We start from the raw sequence: 14,480 nt of genomic DNA, 5'->3' as shown, positions 1-14,480 counted from the left end.
AGATATCAGATATCTACATCGGCCAGATCTTCCGCGGTCGCTGCCGACTTGCTCGCTGCGGAATCCACCAGCAACCTCTCGCGAATGATCTTCTCGATGGCGCTGCCAGTCTCGGGATTATCTTCCAGATACTTGGCTGCATTGGCCTTACCCTGGCCGATCTTGTTGCCCTGGTAGCTGTACCAGGCGCCGGACTTCTCGACCAGCCCCTGCTGTACGCCCAGGTCAATGATCTCGCCCGTGCGGTAGATACCCTTGCCGTACATGATCTGGAACTCAGCCTGACGGAACGGCGGGGCGACCTTGTTCTTGACGACCTTGACGCGAGTTTCGCTGCCCACCACTTCCTCGCCTTCCTTCACAGCGCCGATGCGACGGATATCCAGGCGCACGGATGCGTAGAACTTCAGCGCGTTACCACCAGTCGTGGTTTCGGGGTTGCCAAACATCACGCCGATCTTCATCCGGATCTGGTTGATGAAGATCACCAGGCAGTTGGCGTTCTTGATGTTACCGGTGATCTTACGCAGCGCCTGGGACATCAGGCGGGCCTGCAGACCAACGTGGGAGTCACCCATCTCGCCTTCGATTTCGGCCTTGGGTACCAGTGCAGCCACAGAGTCGACAATGATCACGTCGACAGCATTGGAGCGCACCAGCATGTCGGTGATTTCCAGTGCCTGCTCGCCGGTATCAGGCTGGGAAACCAGCAAGTCATCGACATTCACACCAAGCTTGCCGGCGTAATCCGGATCCAGTGCGTGTTCGGCATCGACGAAGGCACAGGTGGCGCCTTGCTTCTGGGCTTCAGCAATGACCGAGAGGGTCAGGGTGGTTTTACCGGAAGACTCCGGACCGTAGATTTCGACGATACGCCCCTTTGGCAAGCCGCCAATCCCGAGAGCGATGTCCAGTCCAAGGGAACCGGTGGAGATTGCAGGAATGGCCTGGCGATCATGATCGCCCATGCGCATCACGGCACCTTTGCCGAACTGTTTCTCGATCTGGCCCAGGGCAGCAGCCAAAGCACGCTTCTTGTTCTCGTCCATTGAAGTCCTCACTAAAATCAAGAGGGCCTGGCGGCCACCAACAACTGTATAAGTAGCCAGTATTATTCCATAGGGCAAGTCACGCGCCTACCCCTCACAGGCTTTTTATCCTGCAGCTAGTCGGATCAGCCCCTGGAGAGCTGACGCAACCGCTTGCCGACGCACGGAGAGTCGATCGCCAGGGAAATGGAAGCGCTCGGCCAGTATTCGGGCACCATCGCCCCACGCGATCCAAACTGTACCCACCGGCTTGTCCACTGATCCGCCATCGGGACCGGCAACGCCGCTGACAGATACTGCAAAACGCGCCCCACTGTGCGAGTGGGCTCCCCGGACCATCGCTTCCACCACCTCCTGACTGACCGCCCCAACCTGTGGGAACAGCTCGGATGGCACGGCCAACTGCAGCGTTTTCTGCTGGTTTGAATAGGTGATGTAACCTGCCTCGAACCAAGCAGAACTGCCAGGAATCCGCGTAATGGCTTCTGCAATGCCCCCACCAGTGCAGGACTCGGCGGTGCTGACGAGAGCGCCTTGGGCCTTGAGCAACTCGCCCAGGCGGGCAGCAAGGGCCGTCAGATCTTCATCTGATACGTACATATGCACTCCGGGGTTAAAGCATGCCAATGGGATACCGTACACTAGCGCCTTTTGCACGCAAGGCCAGTCGATGAGTCAGAACGATCTCAGTGAACACACTCCCATGATGCAGCAATACTGGAGGCTGAAGAACCAGCATCCGGACCAGCTGATGTTCTACCGCATGGGAGACTTCTACGAGATTTTCTACGAGGACGCCAAGAAGGCGGCCAAGCTTCTCGACATCACTCTGACCGCCCGTGGCCAGTCGGCCGGCAAGGCGATTCCCATGGCCGGCATCCCCTTCCACTCGGTGGAAGGCTATCTGGCCAAGTTGGTCAAGCTGGGTGAATCGGTGGTGATCTGCGAACAGATCGGTGACCCGGCGACCAGCAAGGGCCCCGTGGAACGCCAGGTGGTCCGGATCATAACCCCAGGTACGGTAAGCGACGAGGCGCTGCTCGACGAGCGCCGCGACAACCTGCTGGCAGCCGTACTGGGTGACGAGCGCTTGTTTGGTCTCGCAGCGCTGGACATCACCAGCGGCCGTTTCAGCGTGCAAGAGATCAAAAGCTGGGAAAATCTGCTGGCTGAACTGGAGCGCCTCAATCCCGCGGAGTTGTTGATACCCGACGACTGGCCCCAGGGGCTGCCTGCCGAGAAGCGCAAGGGGGTTCGCCGTCGTGCACCCTGGGACTTCGACCGAGACTCCGCATTCAAGAGCCTCTGCCAGCAGTTTGGCGTGCAGGACCTGAAAGGTTTCGGCTGCGAGACCTTGACCTTGGCGATCGGTGCCGCCGGCTGCCTGCTGGGCTATGCCAAGGAAACCCAGCGCACCGCCCTGCCCCACCTGCGCAGCCTGCGCCACGAGCGGATCGATGACACGGTCATCCTCGACGCTGCCAGTCGGCGCAACCTGGAACTGGATGTCAACCTGTCTGGTGGGCGCGACAACACGCTGCAGTCGGTTATCGACCGCTGCCAGACCGCCATGGGTAGTCGTCTATTGAGCCGCTGGCTGAACCGCCCTCTGCGCGACCGCTCGGTTCTGGAGGCTCGCCAGGATGCGATCGACTGTTTGCTGGAGCGTTATTGCTTCGAGAGCCTGCAGCCACAGTTGAAGGAGATCGGCGACGTCGAGCGCATCCTGGCGCGTATCGGCCTGCGTAATGCGCGCCCCCGTGACCTGGCGCGCCTGCGCGATGCACTTGCCGCCTTGCCACAACTTCAAGGCGCCATGACCGAGCTTGACGTGCCCCACTTACAGGGTCTGGCTGGCAGCATCCGCACCTATCCCGAGCTCGCTGAACTGCTCGCCCGGGCAATCATTGATAATCCGCCGGCAGTGATTCGTGACGGCGGCGTGATCAAGACGGGCTATGACGCCGAGCTCGACGAGCTTCAGGCGCTCAGCGAGAACGCTGGGCAGTACCTCATGGACCTCGAGGCGCGGGAGAAAGCACGCACAGGGCTACCCAACCTCAAGGTCGGATACAACCGAATCCACGGTTACTACATCGAATTGCCGCGCGTGCAGGCCGAGCAGGCACCGGCGGATTACATCCGGCGCCAGACACTGAAAGGCGCCGAGCGCTTCATCACCCCGGAACTGAAAGCTTTCGAGGACAAGGCGCTGTCTGCCAAAAGCCGTGCCCTGGCTCGCGAGAAGATGCTCTATGACGAACTGCTGGAGCTGTTGATCGAACAACTGGCGCCGTTACAAGACACTGCCGCAGCGCTGGCGGAGCTGGACGTGCTGAGCAACTTTGCCGAACGCGCCTTGAATCTTGACCTGAATCGTCCGCGCTTCGTCGATGAGCCCTGCATGCGAATCAGCCAGGGTCGCCACCCCGTGGTCGAGCAGGTACTGGATACCCCATTTGTGGCCAACGACCTCGGACTGGACGACGCCATACGCATGCTGATCATCACCGGCCCCAACATGGGCGGTAAATCGACCTACATGCGCCAGACCGCGTTGATTGTACTTCTCGCCCATATCGGCTGCTTCGTACCCGCAGCCAGTTGCGAGCTTTCGCTGGTCGATCGGATTTTCACCCGTATCGGCTCCAGCGATGATCTGGCTGGTGGGCGCTCCACTTTCATGGTGGAAATGAGTGAAACCGCCAACATCCTCCACAATGCCAGTGATAGCAGCCTGGTACTCATGGACGAAGTGGGACGTGGCACCAGCACATTTGACGGTCTGTCGCTGGCCTGGGCAGCCGCTGAGCATTTGGCACGCCTGCGTGCGTTCACGCTGTTTGCAACACACTATTTCGAGCTGACAGTCTTGCCTGAGAGCGAGCCTGTCGTCGCCAACGTGCACCTCAACGCAACCGAGCACAACGAGCGAATCGTATTCCTGCATCATGTGCTGCCTGGCCCTGCGAGCCAAAGCTATGGCCTGGCGGTGGCACAACTGGCAGGCGTACCTGGCGGGGTCATCCAGCGAGCCAAGGAACATCTGTCACGCTTGGAAACCACTAGCCTGCCCCACGAAGTGCCTCGCCCTCTTTCCGGACAACCCCGCGCGCCTATGCAGAGCGACCTGTTCGCCAGCCTGCCACACCCGGTACTGGACGAATTGTCGAAGATCAATCCCGATGATCTGACACCTCGCCGCGCACTGGAGCTGATATATACATTAAAGTCACGCATCTAACGCCAACCCACGCAAGCTGCTAGAATCCCGCGCGCTCTGGAGTGCGTCGGGGTTCAGCCGGCCCCGCATTCGTGCATTCCCGAGCCGAGAAGCCTGATATAGAAGGCTTCCGAGCCGCCGCTTGAGGAGAAGAATAGAAATGACCTTCGTCGTCACCGACAACTGCATCAAATGCAAATACACCGATTGTGTGGAAGTCTGTCCGGTGGACTGCTTCTACGAAGGCCCGAATTTCCTGGTCATTCATCCGGACGAGTGCATCGATTGCGCTCTCTGCGAGCCTGAATGCCCGGCCCAGGCCATCTTCTCAGAAGATGAAGTACCTGAGGACATGCAGGAATTCATCGACCTGAACCGTGACCTGGCTGAAGTCTGGCCGAACATCACCGAGAAGAAGGAATCGCTGCCCGACGCTGAAGAGTGGGACGGCGTCAAAGGCAAACTGGAGCACCTTGAGCGCTAACCGCGCCACGCTGCCCATATACAAAAGGCCCGCAGTTGCGGGCCTTTTGCTTTCTTCGGGCAAAAAAAAGGGGCGGGGATTACCCGCCCACTCTTTTGTCCCTATTCCCTGTATTCCTTGTTCATCATCCTGATGAATCGTGTCCTACGATGTCCTGGTCAACGTCCGGTGTCGACCTGCATACGTCCTGTACGCAGGGGTGATATTAGCAATCCGGAACTAACGGGCAAGCCCGCAGAAAAACAGAAACGCAACGTTCAAAGAGTACTTCAAAAATAATTTATTATTTATTTTCAATAACTTACATAATTTTTCACACATTTTTTCGTTGTTAACTTTCCGCCAGTTCTGGTGATCACCTACACCACGTGTAAGCAATCACTTACATCGCCACGCATAAAAAAGCCCGGCTAAAGCCGGGCTCTGCTGAGCTGTGTGACACTATTGAAACAATGAGTCACTGGACAACCCATTCTTCTCCAGAATCTCCCGCAGACGCTTGAGCGCCTCGACCTGAATCTGGCGCACGCGCTCGCGAGTCAGACCGATCTCCTGCCCCACTTCTTCAAGCGTGCAACTTTCGTGGCCACGCAAGCCGAAGCGCCGAATCACCACTTCACGTTGCTTATCGGTCAATTCCGATAGCCACTGATCAATACTCTGGGAAAGATCATCGTCCTGTAGTAGTTCACAAGGGTCGGTCGGACGATCGTCGGTCAGCGTATCCAGCAACGTCTTGTCAGAGTCTGGACCAAGCGATACATCCACCGAAGTCACCCGCTCATTGAGGCCGAGCATCCGCTTGACCTCATCAACCGGCTTCTCCAGCAGGTTGGCAATCTCCTCCGGAGAGGGTTCGTGGTCGAGCTTATGGGTGAGTTCGCGCGCAGCCCGCAGGTAGACGTTCAGTTCCTTGACCACATGAATCGGTAACCGAATGGTCCGCGTCTGATTCATGATTGCGCGTTCGATGGTCTGGCGGATCCACCAAGTGGCGTAAGTGGAGAATCGGAATCCCCGCTCCGGGTCGAACTTCTCCACAGCCCGGATCAGGCCAAGGTTCCCCTCTTCGATCAGGTCAAGCAACGATAGTCCGCGATTGACATAGCGTCTGGCGATTTTGACTACCAGGCGCAGGTTGCTTTCGATCATGCGCTTGCGCCCAGCCGGATCTCCGCGCTGAGCCAAGCGCGCGAAATGCACTTCTTCTTCCGGAGTAAGCAGGGGGGAAAAACCGATTTCGTTGAGGTAAAGCTGGGTCGCGTCAAGCGCGCGGGTGTAGTCGATATACTTGTGCTGCTTGGGTGAGGTTGAGTGTCTGGATTTAGCGGCAGGCAGAGGCGCGTCATTCTCCTCGGTCAATGCTTCGTCCAATATGACGCCCGGCTCCAGAAGGAGCAGTTCGTCATCGACGTCAAACTCCGGCGCTTCTTTATTGAGTGCCATTGTTTTTGTCCCTTGCTGAGTTCGACAACAAGCCCTGACGATGCCTTTCATCCCTGGCGCCGCCCGAGCCCGTCCTTACCAACGTGGTGGAACGGGCTGAATCTGGATCAACGACGTGGCAGGTACTGCAGCGGGTCTACAGGCTTACCTTGGCGGCGAATCTCAAAATGCAGCTTCACCCGGTCAGTCCCCGTTGAGCCCATCTCGGCAATTGTCTGCCCGACCTTGACCTGCTGACCCTCCCGGACCAACAACCTACGGTTATGTCCATAGGCACTTACATAGGTATCGCTGTGCTTGATGATTACCAACTCGCCGTAGCCCCGTAGTCCACTTCCGGCGTACACCACAGAACCATCTGACGCAGCCAGGACAGGCTGGCCTAATTCCCCAGCGATATCAATCCCTTTATTCAAACTCCCGTTTGATGAAAAACGACCGATCAGCGCGCCGCTCGCTGGCCACGCCCAGCCCGCCGCAGAGCGGCCCACAGGCTGCATCGGGGGGCTTGCCGAAGCCGAGCTCGGCGCCGTGGCAACCGGAGTGGCGGCCTGCCGGACGGATGTTTGCGGGCGACTGGCGGCACTTGTAGAGACCACTGACGGAGCAACGCTGGAGGTCTTGGCAATAGCTGTCGGACGCACCTGCCCTGACTGCCCATCGAATCGAATGATCTGGCCAGGACGAATAACGTAGGGTGCGGGTATCCCATTTCGCGCAGCCAAGGCCTTCCAGTCCCAGCCGAAACGAAATGCGATGGAATACATCGTGTCCCCTCGCTGGACACGGTACTGGCCGCTCGTCACGGGCTGTCGCTGCGAACCCGCCGCTGCGCGCGGATGATTACGGTCTACCACCTGGACTCCATCACGTGTTGTGCTGGAGCAAGCGGCCAGAAGCGCGCCCATGGCCAGCACAGGCAGCAGAACAAGCACCCTTCCCACACAAATCCTATGTCGAATGGCCATAAGGCTCACTCTAGTCCCCTTTATTTCAACATCCCGAAATCGTGCGTATTGTGCCGGATTTATCGATAAGGGCCAGCCACCCTCAGCACAAACCGTGGAGGGCAAGCTGGTTTTGATGGGTCGGTTGATTGCGCTCGCGTTCCGGCCCGCGAGCGAGAAGAGTCAAGCCAGAGGGCCGCTGAGTAACGGCACGAATCGAACGGCATCCAGCACATGGTGGCTGAATCCATTTTCTTCGCGAATGATCAGCATCAACTGCTGTACTTCACCGCCGCCGACTGGAATCACCAGTCGCCCTTCCGGCGCAAGTTGATCAAGCAACGCTTGCGGCACTTCGGCCGCAGCCGCGGTGACGATGATACCGTTGTAAGGAGCAAGTGCGGACCAGCCTTCCCAGCCGTCACCCCAACGAAAGACTACGTTGCGCAGGTTAAGTTCGGACAACCGTTCCTTGGCCCGATCCTGGAGCCCCTGGATGCGCTCCACGGAAAACACACGCTCAACCAATTGGGCAAGGATCGCCGTTTGATATCCAGAGCCGGTACCGATCTCCATTACCTTGTCGAGCGGCCCTGCAGCCAGCAGAAGCTCCGTCATACGCGCAACCATATAGGGCTGCGAGATGGTCTGGTTGTGCCCAATGGGAAGGGCCGTGTCCTCGTAAGCCCGATGCGATAGGGCTTCGTCGACGAACAGGTGACGTGGCGTGCGGCGGATGGCCTCGAGCACGTGCGGATTGGACAGCCCCTCCTCGTATAGACGCTGGATCAGCCGCTCACGAGTGCGCTGAGAGGTCATGCCAATTCCACGACGCATCAACTCATCCTGTTCGCGGGACATCACAACAGCCCCTCCAGCCAGCTATCCAAACTGCCAAGAGCATCATGGAAGGTGCGGTCCAGCTGCAACGGGGTGATGGAGACGAACCCCTGCATGACCGCGTGGAAATCGGTGCCCGGGCCACCATCCTCGGCATCACCGGCCACAGAAATCCAGTACCCCTCCTTTCCACGCGGATTGACCACCTTGACCGGAGCAGCAGCGCGGGCACGGTGCCCCAGGCGAGTAATCTGGATACCGCGGATATGGTCCAGCGGCAGGTTGGGAATGTTCACGTTGAGCACTGTACGCGGCGGCAGGTCAAGTTGGTCCCGCGCAGCCACCAGCCGGTGAGCGAAGTAGGCGGCTGTGGGCAAGTTGTCGGGCTGGCGAGACAGCAGTGAGAACGCAAATGCCGGCAGGTCGAGGAAACGTCCTTCAAGGGCCGCAGCCACCGTTCCGGAATACAACACATCGTCGCCCAGGTTGGCGCCCAGGTTGATGCCCGACACCACCATGTCCGGAAGCTCGTCCAGCAGCCCATTGAGCCCAAGATGCACGCAATCGGTAGGCGTGCCATTGAGGCTGATGAAACCGTTATCCAGACGCTGTGGATGCAGCGGGCGGTCCAGTGTCAGGGAACTGCTGGCACCGCTCTTGTCCTGATCCGGCGCAATGACCACGCAGTCAGCGTAATCCTTGAGCGCGCCATACAGAGCGGCGAGGCCCGGGGCGTTAACCCCGTCGTCGTTGGAAATCAGAATGCGCATGGGTTTTCCGTCTGCCCTGCCGGCAGCAGATCGACGAGCTCGCGCACCACTGCGGTGGCGAAGCATCCAGCCGGCAGGACGAATTCCAGTTGCAGAACGTCAGGCTCAGGATAATGCCACGTCAGGCCGCCGATGGGGAGGCGCAGGATGCGCCGTTCGTGCGCCAGTCCCGCTTCCGCCAACCAGCGGCACAGGTCAGGTTCAGTCGCTGCAATGCGCTGCTCCAGGATCTGGCAGCTACCAGCCGCCGAAGATTCGCCAGTCCCCCACAGGGGCCCCGTAGGGTGAAGGTCCAACTGCGCCAGCCGAGGGTCGCTGCATTCGGCCTCGCCCGCAGCAAAAAAGCTCCGGCTATCAGTGAATGCCAGAAGGTCACCAACGCAGGCCTGCTGCCAGGTGCCGTCAGCCACGCGCTCCGCCAGGACCCGATTGAACAGGAAACTGCGTCCTGCCGAGAGCAGCCTGGAGCGCAGGTTGCGCTGCACCGGGAGCTCACGTCGTTCGGCAAAGGCACGAGCGTCAATGACATTGCCACCACCATGACCGAAACGCTGCAGGCCGAAGTAATTAGGTATGCCGCCCGCAGCAATGGCCTGAAGACGCCCCTCGAGCGCATCACGATCCGCCTCCAGGCGTGTCAGCCGAAGGATGAAACCGTTGGCCGAATGGGCCCCGCGTTGGAGCTTGCGCTTGTGCCGGGCGCTTTTCAGGATGCGCAGACTGGGGTTCTCGGCCGATGCCAGATCGGGATCGGCCTTGCCCGGCAAGTGCAGACTGAACCACTGACGCGTCAGTGCCTGTCTATCCTTCAGCCCCGCATAACTGACAACGCGCAACGGAACGCCTGCGGCACGAGCGATGCGCCGCGCCGCCTCTTCGGTATTCAGTTCACGTTTTTCCACCCAGAGCCAAAGATGCTCGCCCTCACCAGCCAAGGGGATATCCAGCACCTCATCAACCTGGAAGTCTTCAGCGGTCGCCTTGAGCTGGGCACGCCCAATCGGCTCTCCATAGGCTCGCGGCCCAAGCAGTTCAAGTTCGTTCATAGGGCGACCAACAGGGCGACCGCGTGCACGGCAATGCCCTCCTCCCGCCCGGTGAAGCCGAGTTTTTCCGTGGTAGTCGCCTTGACGTTGACCTGATCCGGATCGACTTCGAGGTCGGCTGCAATGTTCCGGCGCATGGCGTCGATATGTGGCGCCATTTTCGGTGCCTGGGCGATTATCGTGGTGTCCACGTTACCCACCTTCCAGCCTTTGGCCTTTACCTGCACCAGGACGTGTCGCAACAGGACGCGGCTGTCCGCGCCCTTGAACCGAGGGTCGGTGTCCGGGAAATGCTTGCCGATATCACCCAATGCCGCCGCGCCAAGCAGCGCATCGCTGAGTGCATGAAGCAGCACATCACCGTCGGAATGGGCGACGAGCCCGAATTTGTGGGAGATATTTACACCGCCGAGGGTGATGAAATCACCCTCGCCAAAGCGATGCACGTCGTAGCCATGACCAATTCGCATCATCAGAAAAACGCCCTGAAAAGTCAGCGCAGGATTCTAACCGAAAGCAGAGGGCCGGGAGCTGGCAACGGATCCGACGAGCGATGGCTTAGTCAGTCCTGGCCTCCCGGCGCCCTGCTTCAGGCCAACGCCTGCGCATGATGTCTCAGGTGATCATCGATGAAGCTGGCGATGAAGTAATAGCTGTGGTCATAACCCGGCTGCAGGCGCAGGGTGAGCGGATGGCCCGCCATCTTCGCCGCCACCTCCAGGGCCTCCGGCTTGAGCTGGTTGACGAGGAAGTCGTCGCGATCGCCCTGGTCCACCAGAATCGGCAGCCGCTCCGAGGCTTCGGCCAGTAAGGCGCAGGCGTCCCACTCACGCCAACGCGAGCGATCATCTCCCAGATAGCGGGAAAAGGCCTTCTCACCCCAGGGACAAGCCATTGGATTGCTGATTGGAGCGAAGGCCGAGAGCGACTGGTAGCGGCCGGGATTGCGCAGCGCGCAGACCAGCGCACCATGGCCACCCATGGAGTGCCCGCTGATACCGCGCTTGTCCGAAACGGGGAAGTTGGCCTCGATCAATGCCGGCAGTTCGTGCACCACGTAGTCATGCATCCGGTAGTGCCGTGCCCAGGGCTCCTGGGTGGCATTTACGTAGAAGCCGGCACCCAGGCCGAAATCCCAGGCACCGTCTGGATCGCCAGGTACCTCAGCGCCACGCGGGCTGGTATCCGGCGCAACGATGATCAGCCCCAACTCGGCGGCCAGGCGCAGTGCACCGGCTTTCTGCATGAAGTTCTCGTCGGTGCAGGTCAGCCCCGAGAGCCAGTAAAGGACTGGCAGTTTCGCGCCCTGCTCCGCCTGCGGTGGCAGGTAGACAGCGAACACCATGTCGCAGTTCAGACTGGTTGAACGGTGGCGATAGCGCTTATGCCAGCCGCCGAAGCTCTTCTGGCAGGAAAGGTTTTCCAGGGTCATGGTGATTCCCTTGATTCGTCGGGTGGAAAACCACATCGGGTTTTCCACCGGGGTCCGAGCACGGTGGACGCATGAATCGGCATCCACCCAGCGGCTTCAGTAGTGGATGACCGTGCGGATGCTCTTGCCTTCATGCATCAAGTCGAAGGCCTTGTTGATGTCCTCCAGCCCCATGGTGTGAGTGATGAAGGTATCCAGAGGGATCTCGCCCTTTTGTGCCTTATCGACATAACTGGGCAGCTCGCTGCGGCCCTTCACGCCACCGAAGGCAGAGCCCCGCCAGACGCGACCGGTCACCAACTGGAACGGGCGGGTGCTGATCTCCTGGCCGGCGCCGGCAACGCCGATGATTACCGACTCCCCCCAGCCCTTGTGGGCGCACTCCAGCGCGGCACGCATCAGTTGGACGTTGCCCACGCACTCAAAGGAATAGTCCACTCCACCGTCAGTCATTTCGACGATCACATCCTGGATCGGCTTATCGTAATCCTTCGGATTTACGAAGTCGGTCGCGCCCAGCTGCTTGGCGATCTCGAACTTGGCAGGGTTGATGTCGATCGCGATGATACGGCTGGCCTTGGCCATGGTGGCGCCGATGATCGCCGCCAGACCGATGCCGCCGAGACCGAAGATCGCCACGGTCGCACCCTCCTCCACCTTGGCGGTGTTGAGTACGGCTCCGATACCGGTGGTGACGCCGCAACCCAGCAGGCAGACCTTCTCCAGCGCAGCCTCCTTGGGAATCTTCGCCAGGGAGATTTCCGGCAGCACCGTGTATTCGGAGAAGGTCGAGGTCCCCATGTAGTGATAGATCGGCTGACCTTTGTAGGAGAAGCGGGTAGTGCCGTCAGGCATCAGGCCCTTGCCCTGGGTCGCGCGAATCTTCTGGCAAAGGTTGGTCTTGCCGGATTTGCAGAATTTGCACTCGCCACATTCGGGGGTGTACAGCGGGATCACGTGATCGCCCACCGCCACCGAGGTAACGCCCTCGCCCACAGCCTCGACGATACCGCCACCCTCATGCCCCAGAATGCATGGGAATACGCCTTCGGAATCCGCGCCGGACAAGGTATAGGCATCGGTATGGCAGACACCGGTCGCCACGATGCGTACCAGGACTTCGCCCGCCTTGGGCGGAGCCACGTCAACTTCGACAATTTCCAAGGGTTGATTGGCCGCAAAGGCGACCGCTGCACGGGACTTGATCATGGTGACTCTCCAGCCAATTGAAGTGGCGGAGAGTGTAGTTGACCGGCTTTTGGTAAATAATCAGGCGATTCGCAAAACTTTATTGCTGCTGAGGGATAATCAATGAGCCGCTGGGAAGGCCTGGATGAGTTCGTCGCCGTGGCAGAGTCAGGTCAGTTCACGGCCGCGGCAGAGCGCCTAGGCGTCTCCTCGTCACACGTCAGCCGCCAGATTGCGCGGCTGGAGGAGCGCCTCCAGACGCGGCTGTTCTACCGCAGCACCCGCAAAGTGGCGCTCACCGAGGCCGGACAGACGTTCCTGCAGCATTGCCAGCGCCTGATGGACGCCCGCGAGGAAGCACTGCGTGCAGTCAGCGACCTGACCAGCGAGCCCAAGGGCCTCCTCCGATTGACCTGCGCCGTCGCCTATGGCGAGCGCTTCATCGTGCCGTTGGTCAACGAATTCATGGCCAGGCACCCACAGTTGCGGGTGGAGATCGAGCTCAGTAACCGAACACTCGACCTGGTGCATGAGGGCCTGGACCTGGCCATTCGACTCGGTCGGCTGCAGGACTCCCGCCTGGTAGCCGCGCGCCTGGCACCACGAGTCATGTACCTCTGCGCGGCACCGTCGTACCTCGAACGCTACGGACGCCCCCACAGCCTGTCAGAACTGGCGCGCCACAACTGCCTGATAGGCAGTTCTGATCACTGGGACTTCCTCCAGCAGGGCCGCGAACATTCATTACGGGTGCAGGGGAATTGGCGCTGCAACAGCGGCCAAGCCGTGCTGGATGCAGCGCTGAGAGGCTTTGGCCTGTGCCAACTGCCCGACTATTACGTGCTCGAACATCTGCGCAGCGGCGCACTGATATCGCTGCTGGAACAGCATCGCCCGCCAAACACCGCAGTCTGGGCGCTTTATCCACAGCAGCGACACCTATCACCGAAAGTCCGACAACTGGTGGATCTGCTCAAGCAGGGCTTGGCCGTGCGGCCTGAATACGAGGAAGCCTAGCCGCGTGTAGACCAGCGCTGACGCAGCCAGTCGAGGTCCTCGGGCCGGGTGACCTTGAGGTTATCTGCGCGCCCTTCGACCAGGCGAGGGGCAAGCCCGGCCCACTCCATCGCGGAAGCTTCATCGGTGATCGCAGCACCCGCCACCAAGGCATCAGCCAAGGCCCGATGCAAGGCACCGAAACGGAACATCTGCGGCGTATAGGCCTGCCAGATCAGGCTGCGGTCGACAGTTTCCGCAACCCGCCCGTCAGATCTGATGCGCTTGAGGGTATCCCGCGCTGGCACAGCCAGCAGACCACCGACAGCATCATCGGCCAGTTCACCCAAGAGCAGGTCAAGGTCGAAGCGGGAAAGGTTGGGACGCGCCGCGTCATGCACCAGAACCCAGTCGTGAGGGCGCGCGCCCAGTTCCGCCAGTTTCAACAATGCACTGAGCACCGAATCAGCGCGCTCCTTACCACCATTGGCGCGGGTGATCCGTGGGTCATCGGCACAAGACAGGCTTGGCCAGAAAGGGTCATCGACTGAGAGACTGATCACCAGCTGCTTGAGTTGCGGGTGGTCTAGGAAGCACTCCAGGCTGTGCTCGAGGATGGTTCGCCCAGCCAACTCGAGGTACTGCTTGGGACGATCGGCACGCATTCGGGCACCGACGCCAGCGGCAGGCACAATCGCCCAGAAGAAAGGAAAGTCAGTCTGGCTCATTCGGCAATCTGGTAGAGGGTTTCACCGTCCTTGACCATGCCCAACTCGTGGCGCGCACGTTCTTCGACGGTTTCCATACCCTTTTTCAGTTCTAGCACTTCCGCTTCGAGGATGCGGTTGCGCTCCAACAGGCGCTCGTTCTCGCCTTTCTGATCGGCGATCTGGCGCTGAAGGTCGCTGACTTGAGCCAGGCTGCCATCGCCCACCCAGAGGCGGTACTGCAAGCCAGACAGCAGCAGGATCAGCACAACGAACAACCAGTATGTGTTTGGGCGTTTCATTTGCCAGCGAGTATCCATGCGAAAAGGGCAGCTTGCGCTGCCCTTTTACC

At 59.9% G+C, this 14,480-nt stretch carries 15 protein-coding genes; 3 read left to right on the top strand and 12 right to left on the bottom strand.

Annotated features, from left to right (window positions below):
* Nucleotides 1–5: 5 nt before the first annotated feature.
* Together recA and OXH74_RS14565 are read right to left on the bottom strand one after the other, a co-directional pair.
* Nucleotides 6–1,049, bottom strand: coding sequence for a recombinase RecA (gene recA / locus OXH74_RS14570; protein WP_375737633.1), 1,044 nt, complete (start codon nucleotides 1,047–1,049; stop codon nucleotides 6–8).
* Between the two features lie 105 nt (nucleotides 1,050–1,154).
* Nucleotides 1,155–1,649: a CinA family protein gene (locus tag OXH74_RS14565; protein ID WP_375737632.1), complete on the bottom strand. Its 495-nt coding sequence runs from the start codon at nucleotides 1,647–1,649 to the stop codon at nucleotides 1,155–1,157.
* Between the two features lie 70 nt (nucleotides 1,650–1,719).
* On the opposite strand from OXH74_RS14565, the gene mutS reads away from it, so the two are divergent.
* Complete coding sequence (gene mutS / locus OXH74_RS14560) at nucleotides 1,720–4,293, top strand: DNA mismatch repair protein MutS (protein WP_375737631.1); 2,574 nt, start codon at nucleotides 1,720–1,722, stop codon at nucleotides 4,291–4,293.
* A gap of 139 nt (nucleotides 4,294–4,432) precedes the next feature.
* Complete coding sequence (gene fdxA, locus OXH74_RS14555) at nucleotides 4,433–4,756, top strand: ferredoxin FdxA (protein WP_215379266.1); 324 nt, start codon at nucleotides 4,433–4,435, stop codon at nucleotides 4,754–4,756.
* A gap of 441 nt (nucleotides 4,757–5,197) precedes the next feature.
* On the opposite strand, the gene rpoS is transcribed toward fdxA, so the two are convergent.
* The 8 genes from rpoS to OXH74_RS14515 form a co-directional block, all read right to left on the bottom strand.
* Nucleotides 5,198–6,202 carry an RNA polymerase sigma factor RpoS gene (gene rpoS, locus OXH74_RS14550; RefSeq protein WP_215379262.1) on the bottom strand — a complete coding sequence of 335 codons (1,005 nt, stop codon included), beginning with the start codon at nucleotides 6,200–6,202 and terminating at the stop codon, nucleotides 5,198–5,200.
* A 107-nt stretch (nucleotides 6,203–6,309) separates the two neighbouring features.
* Nucleotides 6,310–7,170 (bottom strand): peptidoglycan DD-metalloendopeptidase family protein, encoded by an 861-nt coding sequence (locus tag OXH74_RS14545; protein WP_375741620.1) that lies wholly within the window; start codon nucleotides 7,168–7,170, stop codon nucleotides 6,310–6,312.
* A 162-nt stretch (nucleotides 7,171–7,332) separates the two neighbouring features.
* Entirely contained in the window at nucleotides 7,333–7,968 is a 636-nt protein-coding gene (locus OXH74_RS14540; RefSeq protein WP_215379371.1) for a protein-L-isoaspartate(D-aspartate) O-methyltransferase, read from the bottom strand.
* Between the two features lie 41 nt (nucleotides 7,969–8,009).
* Entirely contained in the window at nucleotides 8,010–8,759 is a 750-nt protein-coding gene (gene surE, locus OXH74_RS14535) for a 5'/3'-nucleotidase SurE (protein ID WP_375737630.1), read from the bottom strand.
* Entirely contained in the window at nucleotides 8,747–9,805 is a 1,059-nt protein-coding gene (gene truD / locus OXH74_RS14530) for a tRNA pseudouridine(13) synthase TruD (protein ID WP_375737629.1), read from the bottom strand. The genes surE and truD overlap by 13 nt, the downstream gene beginning before the upstream one ends.
* Nucleotides 9,802–10,275 (bottom strand): 2-C-methyl-D-erythritol 2,4-cyclodiphosphate synthase, encoded by a 474-nt coding sequence (ispF, locus tag OXH74_RS14525; protein ID WP_375741619.1) that lies wholly within the window; start codon nucleotides 10,273–10,275, stop codon nucleotides 9,802–9,804. The genes truD and ispF overlap by 4 nt, the downstream gene beginning before the upstream one ends.
* Before the next feature lie 119 nt (nucleotides 10,276–10,394).
* A complete protein-coding gene (gene fghA, locus OXH74_RS14520; protein WP_375741618.1) occupies nucleotides 10,395–11,237 on the bottom strand; it encodes an S-formylglutathione hydrolase in 843 nt (280 codons plus the stop codon).
* Between the two features lie 96 nt (nucleotides 11,238–11,333).
* Nucleotides 11,334–12,446 carry an S-(hydroxymethyl)glutathione dehydrogenase/class III alcohol dehydrogenase gene (locus OXH74_RS14515; RefSeq protein WP_375737628.1) on the bottom strand — a complete coding sequence of 371 codons (1,113 nt, stop codon included), beginning with the start codon at nucleotides 12,444–12,446 and terminating at the stop codon, nucleotides 11,334–11,336.
* A gap of 102 nt (nucleotides 12,447–12,548) precedes the next feature.
* Between OXH74_RS14515 and OXH74_RS14510 the strand changes: the two genes are divergently transcribed.
* Nucleotides 12,549–13,442, top strand: a complete 894-nt coding sequence (locus OXH74_RS14510; RefSeq protein WP_375737627.1) for a LysR substrate-binding domain-containing protein — start codon at nucleotides 12,549–12,551, stop codon at nucleotides 13,440–13,442.
* On the opposite strand, the gene ispD is transcribed toward OXH74_RS14510, so the two are convergent.
* Together ispD and ftsB are read right to left on the bottom strand one after the other, a co-directional pair.
* On the bottom strand, nucleotides 13,439–14,149 hold the full coding sequence (gene ispD / locus OXH74_RS14505; protein WP_375737626.1) for a 2-C-methyl-D-erythritol 4-phosphate cytidylyltransferase: 711 nt from the start codon (nucleotides 14,147–14,149) through the stop codon (nucleotides 13,439–13,441). The two genes, OXH74_RS14510 and ispD, sit on opposite strands and share 4 nt — an antisense overlap.
* Nucleotides 14,146–14,430 (bottom strand): cell division protein FtsB, encoded by a 285-nt coding sequence (gene ftsB / locus OXH74_RS14500; protein ID WP_215379237.1) that lies wholly within the window; start codon nucleotides 14,428–14,430, stop codon nucleotides 14,146–14,148. The genes ispD and ftsB overlap by 4 nt, the downstream gene beginning before the upstream one ends.
* Nucleotides 14,431–14,480: the final 50 nt, after the last annotated feature.

This window comes from Metapseudomonas boanensis, assembly GCF_042232855.1.
GTDB classification, from domain to species: Bacteria; Pseudomonadota; Gammaproteobacteria; order Pseudomonadales; family Pseudomonadaceae; genus Metapseudomonas; species Metapseudomonas boanensis.
This window is presented reverse-complemented; position numbering and strand designations above follow the sequence as displayed.